This window comes from Ilumatobacter sp., assembly GCF_046290335.1.
GTDB lineage: Bacteria > Actinomycetota > Acidimicrobiia > Acidimicrobiales > Ilumatobacteraceae > Ilumatobacter_A.
The window spans coordinates 156,562-172,710 of the sequence record NZ_JBKAGH010000008.1; the positions used below are offsets into that span (position 1 = coordinate 156,562).

The window sequence follows — 16,149 nt, forward strand, 5'->3', positions numbered from 1 at the left end:
TGCGTCGGCATGGCTGACGTCACCATTCCCACCCAGATCGCCGACATCACCGTCGACTGGTTGAACGAGGTCCTCGGCGGCCCCACTGCCGGGTTCGGCATGATCTCGTCGTTCGAGGCGGCGCGCTTCGGCGAAGGTGTCGGCATCCTCGGTGAACTCGCTCGCTTGCATCTCACCTACGGCGACGGCGAGACGGGGCCTGCGACGATCGTCGCGAAGTGCCAGTCGCCGTCGCCCGAGAACCAGTTCCTCTCGCAGATGATGGGCTTCTACCTCCGCGAGACCAACTTCTACCGCCACGTCGCCGGCGACGTCGACATCCGCGTGCCACGCCCTCACTACGTCGACGCTGCTCCTGACGGCCTGCCGTTCGTGCTGTTGATCGAAGACATCCAGGGCGCCGTCACACCCGACCAGATCGCGGGCCTCAGCGTCGAGGAGGCGAAGAAGATCATCTCGACCATCGTGCCGCTGCACGTCCAGTTCTGGGGCACCGACGAACTGCTCGGGCTCGAGTGGCTGCCGCCGATGAACAACGACCTCTACAAGGGCGGCCAGGCGATGGCCACCGCGTTGTTCCCGGGGTTCGCCGAGCACTTCGGAGACCGGATCCCGGCCGCCGAACTCGCTGCGATCGGACGCGCCTGCGAGCGCTACGCCGAGTTGCTCGACTACACCGTGACGATCGGGACCCCGACGTTCACGCACACCGACTGCCGTGCGGAGAACTATCTGTTCGGTGGCCCCGACGGCGACGACGCGGTCACGGTGATCGACTTCCAGCTCTCGACCCGCCACGTCGGCATGTGGGACGTGACCAACCTGCTCGCCGGGTCGATGGAACCGGCGTTGCGCAAGGAGACCGAGCGGTCGCTGCTCGAGCACTACGTCGCCGAGATCAACGCCGCCGGGATCGACTACACGATCGAGCAGGCCGTCCACGAGTACCGGGTGTGTCTGCTGCAGCAGACCACCGCACAGGTGATCACCAGCGACCTGCAGGGCGGCAACGAGCGCGGCACCGCCCTGCTCGAACAACTCCATCTCCGCCCCGTCCACGCCGCCGTCGACAACGACGCCATGCAGGTCCTCGACCTCTTCTGATCAACACCTGGGGTCAGACCCCACGTGATCAACACCTGGGGTCAGACCCCAGCGGTTCAACACCTGGGGTCAGACCCCACGTGTTGGGTCAGCGGTAGGTGACGTCGAGTTCGAGGTGTTCGAGGCCGCGGAGGATGAAGCTGCCGCCGTAGCGCAGCGCTTCACGGTCGACGACCGAGATCGTGTCGATGCGCGTGGCGAGCACCTGCAACGCGACCACCGCTTCGAGCCGGGCCAGCGCCGCACCGAGGCAGTGGTGGATGCCGTGGCCGAACGCGATGTGGTTGCGCACACCCGGCCGATCAGGCCGGAACGCTTCGGGGTCGGCGAACACCCGGTCGTCGTGGTCGGCCGAGCCGTACATCACCCACACGGTCGCCCCGGCAGGAATCGGCGTGCCCGCCACCTGGGTCTCCGCGGTGACGATGCGGTAGAGGCCCTGATTCGGGCTCGCCCAACGCAAGCCCTCCTCGGCCACGAGCGCCGCCCGCTCGGGGTCGGCCTTGAGGCGCGCCCACTCGTCGGGGTGCTCGGCGAGCAGCACCATCAGGTCCGCCATCAGGCTCGTGGTGGTCTCGCTGCCGGCGACCTGGATCTGACGGATGATCGAGAGCATCTCGGCCATCGTGAGCGAGCCACCCTCGACGCCGAGTTCGGGATCGGCCTGCAGCTCGGCGTTCACCAGGTCGGTGAGGAAGTCGTCGCGGGGATCGGTGCGGCGAGCCTCGATTTCGCTCGCGAAGTACTGCTGCTGGGCAACGATGTCGCGCTCGGCGGCGACCCGCTCGTCGTCGCTGATCGGCTTGCCGATGGCGGCGACCGATGAGTCGGCCCATTTCTTGAACTCACCACGATGCGTGTCGGGCACCTCGAGGATCGTGGCCACCGCTGCCACCGGAAGCGGCACGGCGAACCGGTCCATGAAGTCGACACGCCGCTCACCGTCGAACCCGTCGACCAGTTCCTCGCAGATCCGGCGGATGTCGGGTTCGAGCCGCGCCACCCGTTTGGGGGTGAACGCCATCGACACGAGCCGCCGGTACCGGGTGTGCGACGGTGGGTCCTCGGTGAGCATCGTCGACACGTTCGGCCAGCCTCCATCGACGTACACCTCACGCAGCCGGGCGAGCAGCTCCGGCGTCGGCTTGAACGCGGGCGTACCGAAGCGCGACGAGAAGGTGACCGGATCGTGCAGGATTCGCTTGACGTCGTCGTAGCGCGACACGGCGTAGATGCGTTCGTCGGGCCGCCCGAACATCGCACCGTCGAGTTCGAGGACCGGTGCGTCGTCGCGCATTGCCTGGTAGTGCGGGTACGGGCATTGGACGACGGCGTCGTCGGACACGTCGAACGTCACGTCGGTGGCGTCGGTCATCGAGCGATCCACTCGTCGAGGATCGCGTGGAAATGGCGCGGTTTGGTCTCCTGGTAGTCCGCGAACGTGACGCCGGGCTTGATCATCGCTTCGAGCCCGATCTGCACTTCGGGCAGGTTGTAGACGTCCTGGTTGAAGACGCGGCCGAGCATCCCGAGCTCGCTCGCCGTCGTCCAGTCCTCGTCGTCGGCCAGCCAGTGGATGGGTGCCGCCGGCGGCCGCTCCCCCGTGAACGGCGAGAGGAACATGCACTCCATGATCGAGCGCCGGTGATCGTTGCCGTACGGGCGGAAGCGGTAGACGATGCGGTTGTACGCACCCCAGGGATGAAAGTTCGGGAAGACCGTGTAGTAGATGCTCTCGGTGAGCTCGGCATCGCAGAGTTCGTCGACGCGGTCACCGAGCGCTGGCCGCAACGACGCCCGCGCGGCCTCCGCACCGAGGTGCCGGGCGGTCTCGCCGTCGGGCACGATCGCCTTGGGATCCTCGTCGAGGTTGCGGTCGCTCATCGCGTCGAAGATGTCCTGCTGTGACGGTTCCCACGCAACGTGCGGGCTCGGCACACCGTTCGGCGTGATCGCTCGGGAGAAGTTGCCGAACACGTCGTACTGACTGATCGCGTCGCCGAGACTCGGCAGCAACTGCGGGTGCGTGGCAACGACGTGGAACGCCTCCATGAACGCCTCCTGCGCGACCTTCCAGTTGCAGTCCATCACCTTGGCGACGTGGGCTTCCTTGTAGCGATCCTCCAGCGGCCAGCGTTCGAAGTGTCGATCGAGGTCGCCGAGGAACGTCTCCAGCGGTTCGCAGTCGGGATCCATGTTGACGAACACGAACCCGCCCCACGTGCCGACCCGCACGTCGGGGAGCGCCCACTCGTCGGGTTCGAGGCGGGGGAAGTCCCACTGGCACGGCACCTGCTTGAGGCAACCGCCGAGCTCCCAGGCAAAGCCGTGGAACGCGCAGCGCAGTTCGGTGTCACGTCCCCGCGATTCCTTCAGGCGACGCCCCCGATGCGGGCACACGTTGTGGAACGCCTTGATCTCGCCGTTCTCCGCGCGCACCACGAGGATCGAGCGGCCGACGATGTCGTAGGAGAGGTGATCGCCGATCTCGGGGAGGTCCTCCTCACGACATGCCATCTGCCAGACCTTGGTCCACACCTTCTCGACCTCGAGCCGGTGGAATTCGGCGGACGTGTAACGCTCGACCGGTACATCCGCTTCGCTCGGTGACATCGGCGAGAACCAACGGAGCACCTCGGGCACCTCGTGCGAATCGGTGTCGAGGAGCTGTTGGTAGGTCAGCGATGGCGGCTGGGTGTAGTCGATGGTCACTGCGCGCTCGCCGACTCGGTCGGGCGGAATCGTGGCAGCACAGCCAGCCGCGGCGGCAGTTGCGGCCCGGCGAGCCAGCCGCAGAGATGGGGGTCGGCATGACGGAGTTCACCGCTGATCCACTCCCCGTCCGGCGTGAAGACTCCGGTGATCCCTCGGCGTGACGTGACCTCGACGTTGCCGTCGTCTCGCACGTCGTAGAGCGCACCGCTCAGTGCATGTCGTCGTGTTCGCACGCAAACCCCCTGTTGTCGAACGTGTTCGACGAACTTGCCAGAGCGTCGAGCTGTCGATCAGGGCCAAAGGTCCCAGAATTGATCGCCCGGTCAATTCGACGGCGAGCAGGCTCGAGGCCATCCAGCAACCCGGCGCAGCCGCACCGCGTTCACGTTTCGGGTTGATCGACCAGCACCTCGCCCGTGCAACACCTGGGGTCAGACCCCAGCGGTTCAACACCTGGGGTCTGACCCCAGGTGTTGGCGGGTCAGGTGCGTTTGAGGTCGGTGACGACTCCGCCGCTCGCTTCCACGAGCTTGTGCGGCTCGATGCCGAAGACGTCGTTCCAGGTGCCGGCGGCCGCCCACACCTCGTCGTACTGCAACAGGTCGGGATCGACGAACACGTCGAGGTCCGTGTCGTGACCGAACGGCGGCACCCCACCGATCGGGAAACCGGTCGCCGACCGCACCGCGTCGGCGTCGACGCGCACGCAGCGTTCGGCACCGGCCGCAGCGGCGAGCAGGCGCTCGTCGAGCATGTTGGAACCGCTCACGTACGCGAGCACCAGGTCGAGGTCGCCGGGCATCCGCTCCACGCCGAAGATCAGGCTCTTCACGATCTGGCCGACCTCGACGCCGATCGCGTCGGCAGCATCCTGCGCCGTCTTGGCCCCCTGCGGATACGTCACCGGCCGCACCTCCACACCCAGCCGGCGCCCGGCCTCGATCACCTTCACGACGTTGCGATGCAGGTCGTTCCCACGTGTCTCGTTCGCGAGTTCGTCGTGCGGGGGCGAGTCGGGTGCTGCGTCGTCAGGCATCGGCGGGAACGGTAGCGGGACCGGCCTGCGCGATCACGAACGTTCCCGTCAGACACAGCCCCGCCGTGATCACGTACGGCCACTGGTATGACCCGAACACGTCGTACAACCATCCGATCAGCAACGGGCCACCGGCCACGCCGGCGATCGCGATCGCCTGCGACCGACCGAAGATCTTCGGGTAGTCGACGACCCCGAACCGCTCCGCGATCAACAGCGGCTGCAACATCAACAGGTTGCCGACCGTCATGCCGAACAGCACGATCGATGCGAAGATCAGCCAGGTCGCCTGCGCCACGCCGATCCCGGCGAGCGACACGGCTTGCAGGGCTGCCAACACGACCGTGAGTTTCGTCATCGGCACGATCGAGACGAGTCGTCCGCCGATGAGGCGCGCCAGCACCGATGTCGCGGCCAGCACGGCGATCGCGAACTGCGCGGTCGACTCGTCGGTTCGACCCTCCACCAGTTTGACGAGTTGTTGGATGCCCCCGACCTGGGATCCCAAGGCGAGCACGAAGCCGTAGGTGACCATCTTGTAGAACTTCGACGACACCGCCTCCGCGTACGGGATACCTCGAGCCAGAGCCGGCGCTGCACCGCGTTCCAGGCGGATGCCATCCGGCTCCCACCCGTCGCTGGCCGGGTCGGGGCGGATCAGGAACCAGGCGACCGGGACGATGGTGACCGCGAAGAACAGGCCGAGCCACGGCGTCGTCGCCGCCAGTCCGTTGTCGTCGATCAGTCGCTTCGCGAACGGCGTCACGACGATGCCGCCGACCGACAACCCGGTCGATGCCACCGACAGCGCGACGCCGCGCTTGACGTGGAACCACCGGGTGACGACGGTCGTCGTCGGCACCAGCCCGGCGAACGCGTAGCCGACCGCGAACACCGCGTACGCCAGATACATCTGCCACTGCGCCTCGACCTGGCCGATCACCGCCAGCGACCCACCGGCGATCACCGCACCGATGATGATGATGATCCTCACGTCGTAGCGAGCGATCAACTGCGCGACCCACAAGCCGACCAGGCCGCCGATCACGAAGAAGATCGTGACGGCGAACGAGATGCTGCCGAGCGCCCAGCCCTGCTCGTTGCTGAACGCGTTCAGGTAGACCGCCAAGCCGTAGAACGCGAGCCCGGCGTTGATCAACAGGACGAAGAAGCAACCGGCGACGACTCGCCATCCGGGGAACCGTCCGGTCAGGGGTTCGCCGGCCGGCACCGACCCGACCTCGGTCGGGCCCGCCTCGCTGGTCATCGTTCGAGCAATCGATCGATCGCTGCCGCCACCGCGTGGTCCCGATCGGTGACCGTGTTGCCGGCGTCGTGGGACGTGAGGCGAATCGACACGCGCCCGTAGACGTTCGTCCACTCCGGGTGATGATCGAACTCCTCGGCGATGAACGCCACGCGGGTCATGAAGCCGAACGCCTCACGGAAGTTCGCGAACTCGAAATCCTGCGTCAGGGCACCGTCTGTCTCGATCCAGGCCATGCGCGGAAACTACACCCGCCTGCCCGAATCGAGCGGATCGGTACGTGCGGCGCAGCGCGGTGAACTCAGCGTCGGCGCTTGAAGATCTTGGAGAAGAACCCGCGTTTCGCTGCCGCCTCGCGTTCGGCCTGCACCTCGGCCATCACGTCGTGCCCGATTGCGTTGACGATGTCTTCGGCGGCATCGAGCACCGCCGCGGCCGACCCGTCGTCGAGTCCCGCAGGTTCGGGAGGTGTCACCGGGACCGTGAGCGATCCGTGGGTCCACGCTGCGTCCGCGAGGCGACGTTCGTAGCGCTGACACTGCTCGGGGCACCGCCACGGTGCGTCGGGGGCCAGGTCGAGGTTGCACTTCCGGACGGTGTCTCCGTTCGGGTACGACCGTGATTCGAAGTGCTTGCACTCGGTCCGCATCGGCATGTCGTCCAGAATACTTCCGCGAGGTGCGCCTGCGGCCGTCGACCCTAGGAGCGTCTCAGGCGGCCGGTTGTGCGTCGTCAGCGATCCTGGCCGTGACGACCTCGTCGGTGGCCAGTTCGGCGACCGGTTCGTCGATCTCGATGAAGATGCACTCACCGGGGCACATCTCGGCGGCGTGGATCACGTCGCCGACGTGGCGAGGCGACACGGCGGCGAGACTGCCCGATCCACCCGGATCGTTCAGCGGTCGACCGGCCTCGGCCACGTAGGCGATGCCGTCTTCGAGCTGCACGAACACCTCGCCGCAATGATCGACACAGATCCCGTCGCCCGTGCACAGGTCTTGGTCGATCCACACTCTCATGGCTGTCCGAACGGTACCGCTCTCTGCCTACATTGGCTCGACCGTGAAGCACTCAGATTCGCCCTCAACGACCGACGTCACACCGGCACCGGGCTCGCCCGCAGCAACGCCGATTCCCGCGATGCCGCCGAGCGCACCGCGACGTCCGCACACCTGGCAGCGCCCCACGGGTGACGCCGACGACGACTATGCCTGGATGCGCGACCTCGACGATCCGGAGTTCCTCGCCTACCTGCACGCGGAGAACGACTACAGCGACGCCTTCTTCGCCACGCACGGGGAGCCGATCGAGGAGTTGTTCGGCGAGATCAAGTCCCGTGTCCAGGAGACCGACATGTCGACGCCGGTCCGCAACGGTGACTGGTGGTACGTGGCCTCGACCGCGGAGGGCATGAGCTATCCGACGCATCATCGCGGGCCGACGCTCGACACCGCCGACGCGCACCTCCTGATGGACGAGAACGCCGAAGCCGACGGGCACGAGTACTTCGACCTCGGTGCGTTCGACGCGTCCCACGACCACACGCACTTCGCCTGGTCCGCCGACACCACCGGCGACGAGCACTACACGCTGCGGATCCGCCGGTTCGACGCCGACGGATCCTTCGTCGACCTCGACGATCGCATCGACGACGTCGCCAATGCCGGCACTGCGTGGTCGGCCGACGGCGACTGGCTGTTCTACGTCCGCTCCGACGAGCAGGAACGACCGTTCCAGGTGTGGCGGCACCGAGTCGGCGAGGCAGACGCCACCGACGACGTCCTGATCTACCAGGAGACCGACGAGCGCTTCTTCGTCGAGATCGGGGAAACCCGCTCCGACGAGTGGATCGTGATCCACGCCGGTAGCAAGACGAGCGCCGAGGCCCACCTCGTCCCGAGCGCGCAGCCGTTGATCGCTCCGACGTGCGTCCTCCCTCGCCGAGACGGCATCGAGTACCAGATCGACCACTGGGGTGACCGCTTCGTGATGGTGAGCAACGACGACGCCGTCGACTTCCGCGTGATGGCAGCGTCCGTCGACGACGACTGGACCGACTCGACGAGCTGGAGCGAACTGGTCGCTCACCAGGCGGGTCGTCGCATCCTCGGCGTCGAGGCGTTCGAGTCGCACCTGGTGATCTACGAGTGGGCCAACGCGCAACCCCGCTTGCGTCTGCTGTTCCGCGACGGCGACACGAGCAGCACGGCCGGCGAACGCATCATCGACCTCGGCGGCGAACCCCACGACGTCGGCCCGTCGGCGAATCCGGAGTGGACGACGACGACGCTGCGCTTCGTCACGCAGTCGTTGACCACGCCGGCGACGCTGTACGACGAAGACGTCTACTCCGGTGAACGCACGCTGCTGCGTCGCATCCCGACGCCGAACGTCGATCTCGACCGGTACGTGTCGAGCCGCATGTGGGCGACGTCGGCCGATGGCACCTCCGTGCCGATCGACGTCGTTCGCCACGTCGACACACCGATCGACGGCACCGCTGCTGCGTGTCTGTACGGGTACGGCTCCTATGAAGCGTCGATGCCGCCGTGGTTCTCCGTTGCTCGCCTCTCGCTGCTCGACCGCGGCATGATCTGGGCGCTCGCGCATCCCCGCGGCGGCGGCGAACTCGGGCGCAACTGGTACCTCGACGGCAAGCTCGAACACAAGCAGCACACCTTCGACGACATGCTGGCCAGCGCGCAGCATCTGATCGACACCGGCGTCTGCGCCCCCGATCGCCTGGCGATCCGCGGAGGCTCGGCGGGTGGTCTCCTCGTCGGCGCGTGCATGACCCAGCGACCCGACCTGTTCGCCTCTGTCGTCGCCGAGGTGCCCTTCGTCGACATCGTCAACACGATGAGCGATCCGACGCTGCCGCTCACGGTCACCGAGTGGGAGGAGTGGGGCGACCCGCGCACCGAGCCGTTCGCCTCCGCCATGCTCGCCTACTCCCCCTACGACAACACCGTGCCCGCCGAGTATCCGGCGCTGTTCGCCACCGCCGGGCTCAACGATCCGCGCGTGAGCGTCCACGAACCGGCGAAGTGGGTCGCCCGCCTGCGCAGCGTCGCGACCGGCGACGCGCCGATCCTGTTGCGCACGGAGATGGGCGCCGGCCACGGCGGACCGACCGGTCGGTATGAAGCGTGGCGCGACGAAGCTCGGACGCTGGCCTTTCTCCTCGCGACCACGACCGCCTCGAACGACACGTCTGCCGACTGAAGCGACGACTTCCCGCCAACCGACACGGCGGGAGCGATCAGAGCGCGGCGAGCACTGCGAGCACGAGCAGTGCGAGGTTGCGCGCGACGTGCTTCCACCCGATCGGTTCGGCGGACCACGCACCGAAACACGCGCATGGCGGCCGGACACCTTCGCGCAGTCGAACCCCGATCAGCACGGTGAACGCCACGAGCAATGCGGCAGCGGCACCGGCCGCCGCGACCGGAACGAGGCGCACGACGAGCAGCGCCCCGAGCGCGAGTTCGAGCCACGGCACGATCGGGATCGTCCAGGCGGGTGCTCCCAGGCCTCTCGCCTGAGACGGCCACGCGGGTCCGGCGGCGAGCTTCGACGCACCGGCAACGACGAACGCTGCACCGAGCGCGATCGAGGCCAACAGTGCGACGGTCGACATCGCCTCGGTCGGCTGCCTCAGCCGTCGGACGCGCTCGGCACGTCGCCGACGGCGACGGTCAGCCCTTCACGAGCCCCGAACACGTCGACCCCGTATTCCAGGCCGAGTCGAGTCGCCTCGGCGACCAACTCGTCGAGTTCGTCGTCGTGATGGCTCGGGTCGTGGTGGAACAGCGCGAGTTTCTTCGCCCCGGCTTCGGCCGCCATCCACACGGCGAACTCGATGGTGCAGTGGCCCCAGTCGCGCTTCAACTCGAACTCGGCTGGCGTGTACTGCGCGTCGTGGATCACCAGGTCGGCACCGGCGCACAACTCGATCGCTCCGGGCGTGGCGACGAACGAGCCGTCGATCGGCATCTGGTGATCGCTGAGATACGCGACCGATCGACCCGCCCACTCGACGCGGTAGCCGACCGTGTTGCCCACATGAGGGATCTGGCGTGCCATGACCTGCACCTGGTCCTGCTCGCCGAGCGTGAACTCCGAGTCGAGCACCTCGTGAAACGAAACGTCTCCGGGCAGCACCTCGAGATGCACCGGGAACAGCGGGGGCTTGATCGTGTCGGCGAACACGCTCGCGACCGACGCCCCGCTTTCCTGCTCAGGCGCGTAGACGGCGACACGGGAATCGACCTGCAAGAGTGGCGTGAAGAACGGAATCCCCTGGATGTGATCCCAGTGCAGGTGGCTCAGCAGGCAGGTCCCGGTGAACGGCATGCCCGCAGGCCGGCTGCGACCGAAGTAGCGCAACCCGGTGCCGAGATCGAACAGAATCGGGTCGACGTCGGGGATGTCGAGCGAGACGCACGACGTGTTGCCGCCGTACTTGAGGATCTCGCTGCCGTGGCACGGGGTCGAACCACGGACGCCATGAAACGTCACCGACATGCCGCACGAAGCGGAGCGATGGTGTGCGTAACCCCCGATTCACCAATCGTATGCACTCCGCGCCGCTTCCCGACAAGACCGAGCGATGTGACCCATGTCGACCTCGCCGACGGCGGGTCCGGTGTCGACGCGTCGTCTCGGGTACCGTCCTGACGACAGCGAGCCGCACCACGCCGCTCGGCCCGACGATCACGACGGAGATGCGACCATGACGGAGACGAGCACATGAGCGACGAGTCGGCACCGGCGCTTCCCGATGGTCTCGTCGTGGTGGTCAAACGGGAGTGCGAGACGTGCGTGACCGTCGTGCCGGTGTTGCGCCAACTCGCAGCAGCGGGCGAACTGCACGTCTACTCCCAGGACGATCCCGAGTTCCCCGGCGACCCCGCAGCGATCGACGACACCGATCTCGCGCTCAGTTGGCATCACGACATCGAGACCGTGCCGACGCTGATCCGCGTGGAAGATGGCGTCGAGGTCGACCGCACCGTCGGCTGGTCACGCGCTGCGTGGGAAGCGCTCACCGGGATCGACGGCCTCGGACCCGACCTGCCGGTGATGCGGCCCGGATGCGGGTCCCGGTCGGTCGATCCGGATCTCGTCGATTCGCTGCGTGTTCGCTACGGCGGGTCCGCGCTCGCCGCTCGTCGCATCGAGGTCGCCGAGGCCGAGGACGTCATGGAGATGATGTTCGCCCGCGGGTGGACCGACGGTCTCCCCGTGGTGCCGCCGACCGAGGAACGCGTGATGGCGATGCTCGACGGCACGAGTCGCGCGCCCGGCGAGATCGTCGCGACGATCCCGCCCGACCTCGTCGACATCACCGTCGAGAAGGTCGCCATCTCCGCGGTGATGGCCGGGTGCAAGCCCGAGTATCTGCCGTGGGTGCTCACGGCGGTCGAGGCCGCGTGCAACGACGAGTTCAACATGCATGGCGTGTTGTGCACGACGATGCCGGTCGGCCCGGTGATCGTCTGCAGCGGGCCGGGCACCCGGGCGATCGGCATGAACTCGGGCGGCAACGTGTTGGGCCAGGGCAACCGCGCCAATCTCACGATCGGACGCGCGCTGCAACTCGTCGTGCGCAACTTCGGTGGCGGCGTCCCGGGCGACATCGACCGCGCGACACACGGCAGTCCGTCGAAGATCAGTTTCTGTTTCGCGGAGGCCGACGACACCTCACCGATCGGCACGCTGGCCGGCGAGCACGGCATCGAGCCGGGCACCGACGCGATCACCATCTTCGCCGGCGAGGGTCCGCACGGATTCGTCGACCAGTTGTCGCGCACGCCCGAGTCGCTCGCGAAGTCGATGGCGATGAAGCTGCAGTCGGTGCAGCATCCGAAGCTGATCATGATCTTCGACACGATCCTGCTGATGGGCCCCGAACACGCACGCGTCTACGCCGAGGCGGGGTGGAGTCGCGAGCAGATCGTTGCTGCGATCAGCGAGCACCTGAACTCGCCGGGTTCCGACCTCGTGCGCGGCGCGCACGGCGTCGCCGAGGGCGTGCCGGAGGCGTTCGGGTCGGCCGAGTCGCTCCCGAAGTTCCGGCCCGGCGGCTTGATGCTCGCCTTCGCCGGCGGCGGTGCCGGGCTGTTCTCGCAGGTCATCGCTGGCTGGGCCAGCGGCGACAAAGGCTCCAAGCCGGTCACCCGAGCCGTCCGGTACTAGGTTGTAGTCATGACCGTGTTGCTCGACCCGACCAGTGAACGTCACGTCGCCGAACGGGAGCGGCTGGTTCGTCCGTCGTCGCTCGAGGGCCTCACCGTCGGCCTCCTCGACATCTCCAAGCCGCGCGGCGACATCTTCCTCGACCGGATCGAGGAGCGCTTGAACGGGGTCGGCGCAACGGTGAAGCGGTACGCCAAGCCGACGTTCACCAAGCCGGCACCGGTCGATCTGCGCCATCAGATCGCCACCGAGTGTCACGTGGTGATCGAGGCGCTCGCCGATTGAGGCAGTTGCACGTCGTGCAGTGTGCACGACATCAACGATCTCGAACTCCGCGGCATCCCGTCCGTCTTCGTCGCTTCCGATCAGTTCGTCGACGCGGCCGAGAAGCAGGCCCGCTCGCTCGGCTTCCCGGCGGTCGCTCGCGTCTTCACGCCGCATCCGATCCAGGACCGCACCGACGACGAGATGCTCACCTACGCCGACCTGGTGTTCGACGAACTCCTCGACCGCCTCACGCTCTGAGCGCGCCGGCAGCTCCCGTCGCCAGGCGATGAGCAACAGCGCGACGTTCGACGCGGTCGTCATCGGCGGCGGTGCCGCAGGGTTCTTCGCCGCGATCACGGCGGCGGAACAGTCCGACGCGTCGGTGCTGATCCTCGAGAAGTCGTCGCAGCTGCTGCACAAGGTGAAGATCTCCGGCGGCGGTCGGTGCAACGTGACCCACGACTGCGCCGAACCGCGTGAGCTGAGTGTGAACTATCCACGCGGCGCCAAGGCGTTGATCGGTTCGTTTCATCGGTTCGGGCCTGCCGAGACCGTCGAGTGGTTCACCGGGCGTGGGGTCATGTTGAAGACCGAAGCCGACGGTCGGATGTTCCCCACGACCGACGACTCTCAGACGATCGTCGACGCGCTGCTCGACGCTGCCGCGGCCGTCGGCGTGCAGGTGCACACCTCCGAGGCGGTCACCTCGATCGTCAAGACCGACACCAACTCCGGGGATGTCTTCGAACTCCAGACCACCGCCGGGCGCACCTACGCCGCGTCGAGTGTCGTCATCGCGACCGGCGGCACGAGGGTCGCCGCAGGCGCGGCGCTCGCCGCGAGCCTCGGGCACCGACTCGAACCGGCGACGCCGTCGCTGTTCACGTTCAAGATCAAGGACCCGCGACTCGCCGGGCTGTCCGGGTTGTCGGTGGATCCCGCGGACGTCGCCATCGCGCAGAGCAGACTCCGCAGCAGCGGACCCGTGCTCATCACCCACACCGGCCTGAGCGGCCCGGGAATCCTGAAGATCTCGGCGTGGGGCGCCCGTGAGCTCGCTCAGCGGGGCTATCGGTTCGACATCTCGCTGAACTGGCTGCCCGACGCCGATCCGGCGGCGGTGATCGACGAGAAACGACGCAGCGACGCGAAACGACGCCTCTCCAGCAGGAGTCCGTTCGAGTCGATCCCGAAACGACTCTGGCAGCGTCTGGTCGAAGCAGCCGGCATCGCCGAGGAGACGACGTGGTCGCAGCTCACCAAGGCGAACGCCACACAGCTGCTCGACGAGTTGACCGACGCGACCTTCACGGTCGTCGGCAAGAGCACGAACAAGGACGAGTTCGTCACCTGCGGCGGCGTCGCGCTCGACGAGATCGACTTCCGCACGATGCAGAGCAAGCTCGTCGACGGTCTCTATTTCGCTGGCGAGGTCATCGACGTCGACGGCGTCACCGGCGGCTTCAACTTCCAGAACGCCTGGACCACCGGCTTCCACGCCGGCAGCCACATCGCCGCACGGTGAACGCAACCAAGCGTGCGATCAGGACAAGGCGGTGATGGCAGCCGCGACGGCGAGGACGCGGCGGGCGTTGTCGACGTGCAGGTTCTCGATCATCCGGCCGTCGACGGTCACGACACCGCGACCCTCGGCGAGGGCCTGATCGAACGCGTCGATCACGCGACCCGCGTACTCGATCTCGTCGGCCGAGGGTGCCCAGATCTCGTTGGCCGGATCGACCTGCGACGGGTGGATCAGCGTCTTGCCGTCGAAGCCCATCTCCATGCCCTGTCGACACTCGGCGGCGAAGGCCTCGTCGTTCTTCACGTCGTTGTAGACGCCGTCGACGATCACCTTGCCGGCCTCACGCGCCGCGAGCAGCGCGGTCGCGAGGTGCGGGACCAGCGGGTGACGTCCGGGCACGATCGGCGAGCGCAGTTCCTTGGCCAAGTCGTTGGTGCCCATGATCAGCACGGCAACACGCGGGTGCGCAGCGATGTCGCGGACGTTGAAGATCGCGGTCGGTGTCTCGATCATCGGCCAGATCTTCACGTCGGCTGCGGCGCCGGCGGCGTCGAGCGCCGCCGAGACCGCGTCGACCTGTGCGACCGAGTCGATCTTCGGGATCACGACGGCGGACGGCCCCGCAGGGCCGGCGGCTGCGATGTCGTCGGCGCCCCAGTCGGTGTCGAGCCCGTTGCAGCGGATCGTGAGCTCACGACGCCCGTACTCACCGGACTGCACGGCCGCGACCGCCTTGGCCCGAGCGTCGGGTTTGGCGTCGGGCGCGACCGCGTCTTCGAGGTCGAAGATGATCGCGTCGGCCGGAATCGCCTTGGCCTTCTCGAGCGCTCGCTCGTTGGCGGCCGGCATGTACAAAACGGAGCGGCGGGGACGCAGCTCGTCGCTCGGGTTCGCGTCGTTCGTCGTGTTCGTCACGGTCGATCTCCTCAAAATCCGTAGGTCGCGGCGAGGTCGGCGTCGCGTTCGGACAGCCGCTTGGCCAACTCGACGACGACGTGGCACTGCTTGACCGATGCGTCGTCTTCCATCTTGCCGTCGAGCATGATCGCTCCGGTGCCGTCGCCCATCGCCTCGATGACCCGCTGCGCGTGGGCGACGTCGGCCGGGTCGGGGCTGAACACCTTCTTCGCGATGTCGATCTGCACCGGGTGCAGCGACCACGCGCCGACGCAACCGAGCAGGTAGGCGTTGCGGAACTGGTCTTCGCAGGCAACGGTGTCCTTGATGTCGCCGAAGGGCCCGTAGAAGGGCAGGATGCCGTGGGTGACGCACGCGTCGACCATCCGGGCGATCGTGTAGTGCCACAGATCCTGCTGGTAGGTGGTGCGGGTGGCGTCGATCTGGGTTTCGCCGTCGTCGCCGACCGGCGGGTCTTCACGCACGAGGTAGCCGGGATGCCCGCCGCCGACACGTGTCGTCTTCATCCGTCGGTTGGCGGCCAGGTCGGCAGGGCCGAGCGAGAGGCCCTGCATCCGCGGCGAGGCGGCGCAGATCTCCTCGACGTTCGCCACGCCCCGTGCGGTTTCGAGGATGGCGTGGACGAGCAGCGGCTCGGTGAGCCCGGCCTTGGCTTCGAGCTGTGCGAGCAGCCGGTCGACGTAGTGGATGTCTTCGGGCCCTTCGACCTTCGGGATCATGATGACGTCGAGCGCCTCGCCGCATTCGAGGACCGCAGCGGTCAGGTCGTCGAGGCACCACGGCGAGTCGAGGCTGTTGACCCGTGTCCAGAACTGGGTCTGGCCGAAGTCGACGGTCGTGGCGACCTCGATCATCCCGGCCCGCGCTGCGTCCTTCTGGTCGGCCGGCACGCCGTCTTCGAGGTTGGCGAGCAAGATGTCGACCGTCGGCGCGATCTGAGGCACCTTGGAACGCATCTTCTCGTTCGACGGCGGGAAGAAGTGGATCATCCGGCTCGGCGGGAACGGGATCTCACGAACCGGAGTCGGAGCTCCGACGGCGAGCGGACGGTAGAAGTCTTTGGCGGGGCGCATCGTCCGCCGAGCTTAGGGTGCCCGCCCCTGCGAGCAGAAGTCC

17 protein-coding genes are annotated in these 16,149 nt (G+C 67.3%); 5 read left to right on the forward strand and 12 right to left on the reverse strand.

What is annotated here, in order from left to right:
* The first annotated feature begins 9 nt into the window (after positions 1–9).
* The gene (locus tag ACE37B_RS22555; RefSeq protein WP_409925602.1) at positions 10–1,104 is read left to right on the forward strand and encodes a phosphotransferase; all 1,095 of its coding nucleotides are present in this window, start codon (positions 10–12) and stop codon (positions 1,102–1,104) included.
* Between the two features lie 88 nt (positions 1,105–1,192).
* Here ACE37B_RS22555 and ACE37B_RS22560 read toward each other — a convergent pair whose 3' ends face one another.
* From ACE37B_RS22560 to ACE37B_RS22595, 8 genes are all read right to left on the reverse strand, one after another.
* Complete coding sequence (locus ACE37B_RS22560) at positions 1,193–2,479, reverse strand: cytochrome P450 (RefSeq protein WP_409925603.1); 1,287 nt, start codon at positions 2,477–2,479, stop codon at positions 1,193–1,195.
* Entirely contained in the window at positions 2,476–3,816 is a 1,341-nt protein-coding gene (locus ACE37B_RS22565; protein ID WP_409925604.1) for an aromatic ring-hydroxylating oxygenase subunit alpha, read from the reverse strand. The genes ACE37B_RS22560 and ACE37B_RS22565 overlap by 4 nt, the downstream gene beginning before the upstream one ends.
* The gene (locus tag ACE37B_RS22570) at positions 3,813–4,052 is read right to left on the reverse strand and encodes a transposase (protein WP_409925605.1); all 240 of its coding nucleotides are present in this window, start codon (positions 4,050–4,052) and stop codon (positions 3,813–3,815) included. Before ACE37B_RS22570 ends, ACE37B_RS22565 begins: the two co-directional genes overlap by 4 nt.
* A gap of 248 nt (positions 4,053–4,300) precedes the next feature.
* A complete protein-coding gene (locus tag ACE37B_RS22575; RefSeq protein WP_409925606.1) occupies positions 4,301–4,855 on the reverse strand; it encodes a YbaK/EbsC family protein in 555 nt (184 codons plus the stop codon).
* Positions 4,848–6,122 (reverse strand): MFS transporter, encoded by a 1,275-nt coding sequence (locus tag ACE37B_RS22580; protein ID WP_409925607.1) that lies wholly within the window; start codon positions 6,120–6,122, stop codon positions 4,848–4,850. Before ACE37B_RS22580 ends, ACE37B_RS22575 begins: the two co-directional genes overlap by 8 nt.
* On the reverse strand, positions 6,119–6,358 hold the full coding sequence (locus ACE37B_RS22585; protein ID WP_409925608.1) for a 4a-hydroxytetrahydrobiopterin dehydratase: 240 nt from the start codon (positions 6,356–6,358) through the stop codon (positions 6,119–6,121). Before ACE37B_RS22585 ends, ACE37B_RS22580 begins: the two co-directional genes overlap by 4 nt.
* Positions 6,359–6,423: 65 nt before the next feature.
* Entirely contained in the window at positions 6,424–6,777 is a 354-nt protein-coding gene (locus tag ACE37B_RS22590; protein ID WP_409925609.1) for a hypothetical protein, read from the reverse strand.
* Positions 6,778–6,832: 55 nt separating this feature from the next.
* Positions 6,833–7,141, reverse strand: coding sequence for a ferredoxin (locus ACE37B_RS22595; RefSeq protein WP_409925610.1), 309 nt, complete (start codon positions 7,139–7,141; stop codon positions 6,833–6,835).
* 43 nt (positions 7,142–7,184) lie between these two features.
* Between ACE37B_RS22595 and ACE37B_RS22600 the strand changes: the two genes are divergently transcribed.
* Positions 7,185–9,347 carry a S9 family peptidase gene (locus tag ACE37B_RS22600; protein ID WP_409925611.1) on the forward strand — a complete coding sequence of 721 codons (2,163 nt, stop codon included), beginning with the start codon at positions 7,185–7,187 and terminating at the stop codon, positions 9,345–9,347.
* A gap of 37 nt (positions 9,348–9,384) precedes the next feature.
* Here the strand turns inward: ACE37B_RS22600 and ACE37B_RS22605 are convergent, their stop codons facing one another.
* The gene (locus tag ACE37B_RS22605; protein WP_409925612.1) at positions 9,385–9,762 is read right to left on the reverse strand and encodes a MauE/DoxX family redox-associated membrane protein; all 378 of its coding nucleotides are present in this window, start codon (positions 9,760–9,762) and stop codon (positions 9,385–9,387) included.
* Positions 9,763–9,779: 17 nt separating this feature from the next.
* Positions 9,780–10,649 carry an MBL fold metallo-hydrolase gene (locus ACE37B_RS22610; RefSeq protein ID WP_409925613.1) on the reverse strand — a complete coding sequence of 290 codons (870 nt, stop codon included), beginning with the start codon at positions 10,647–10,649 and terminating at the stop codon, positions 9,780–9,782.
* A gap of 225 nt (positions 10,650–10,874) precedes the next feature.
* Here ACE37B_RS22610 and ACE37B_RS22615 point away from each other — a divergent pair, with 225 nt between their 5' ends.
* The 3 genes from ACE37B_RS22615 to ACE37B_RS22625 are packed head-to-tail and all read left to right on the forward strand — an operon-like array spanning position 10,875 to position 14,115.
* Complete coding sequence (locus ACE37B_RS22615) at positions 10,875–12,323, forward strand: thioredoxin family protein (protein WP_409925614.1); 1,449 nt, start codon at positions 10,875–10,877, stop codon at positions 12,321–12,323.
* Between the two features lie 9 nt (positions 12,324–12,332).
* Positions 12,333–12,848, forward strand: coding sequence for a UGSC family (seleno)protein (locus ACE37B_RS22620; protein WP_409925615.1), 516 nt, complete (start codon positions 12,333–12,335; stop codon positions 12,846–12,848).
* A 28-nt stretch (positions 12,849–12,876) separates the two neighbouring features.
* Positions 12,877–14,115, forward strand: coding sequence for an aminoacetone oxidase family FAD-binding enzyme (locus tag ACE37B_RS22625; protein ID WP_409925616.1), 1,239 nt, complete (start codon positions 12,877–12,879; stop codon positions 14,113–14,115).
* A gap of 18 nt (positions 14,116–14,133) precedes the next feature.
* On the opposite strand, the gene ACE37B_RS22630 is transcribed toward ACE37B_RS22625, so the two are convergent.
* Complete coding sequence (locus tag ACE37B_RS22630; RefSeq protein WP_409925617.1) at positions 14,134–15,030, reverse strand: HpcH/HpaI aldolase/citrate lyase family protein; 897 nt, start codon at positions 15,028–15,030, stop codon at positions 14,134–14,136.
* 11 nt (positions 15,031–15,041) lie between these two features.
* Entirely contained in the window at positions 15,042–16,106 is a 1,065-nt protein-coding gene (locus ACE37B_RS22635) for an HpcH/HpaI aldolase/citrate lyase family protein (RefSeq protein WP_409925618.1), read from the reverse strand.
* Positions 16,107–16,149: the final 43 nt, after the last annotated feature.

Excerpts from the sequence above, each read along its gene's own strand:
- ACE37B_RS22595 (WP_409925610.1), bottom strand. The coding sequence starts at position 7,141 with ATGAGAGTGTGGATCGACCAAGACCTGTGCACGGGCGACGGGATCTGT.
- ACE37B_RS22585 (WP_409925608.1), bottom strand. The coding sequence starts at position 6,358 with ATGGCCTGGATCGAGACAGACGGTGCCCTGACGCAGGATTTCGAGTTC.
- ACE37B_RS22625 (WP_409925616.1), top strand. The coding sequence starts at position 12,877 with ATGAGCAACAGCGCGACGTTCGACGCGGTCGTCATCGGCGGCGGTGCC.
- ACE37B_RS22575 (WP_409925606.1), bottom strand. The coding sequence starts at position 4,855 with ATGCCTGACGACGCAGCACCCGACTCGCCCCCGCACGACGAACTCGCG.
- ACE37B_RS22590 (WP_409925609.1), bottom strand. The coding sequence starts at position 6,777 with ATGCCGATGCGGACCGAGTGCAAGCACTTCGAATCACGGTCGTACCCG.
- ACE37B_RS22560 (WP_409925603.1), bottom strand. The coding sequence starts at position 2,479 with ATGACCGACGCCACCGACGTGACGTTCGACGTGTCCGACGACGCCGTC.
- ACE37B_RS22555 (WP_409925602.1), top strand. The coding sequence starts at position 10 with ATGGCTGACGTCACCATTCCCACCCAGATCGCCGACATCACCGTCGAC.
- ACE37B_RS22580 (WP_409925607.1), bottom strand. The coding sequence starts at position 6,122 with ATGACCAGCGAGGCGGGCCCGACCGAGGTCGGGTCGGTGCCGGCCGGC.
- ACE37B_RS22610 (WP_409925613.1), bottom strand. The coding sequence starts at position 10,649 with ATGTCGGTGACGTTTCATGGCGTCCGTGGTTCGACCCCGTGCCACGGC.
- ACE37B_RS22605 (WP_409925612.1), bottom strand. The coding sequence starts at position 9,762 with ATGTCGACCGTCGCACTGTTGGCCTCGATCGCGCTCGGTGCAGCGTTC.
- ACE37B_RS22635 (WP_409925618.1), bottom strand. The coding sequence starts at position 16,106 with ATGCGCCCCGCCAAAGACTTCTACCGTCCGCTCGCCGTCGGAGCTCCG.
- ACE37B_RS22615 (WP_409925614.1), top strand. The coding sequence starts at position 10,875 with ATGAGCGACGAGTCGGCACCGGCGCTTCCCGATGGTCTCGTCGTGGTG.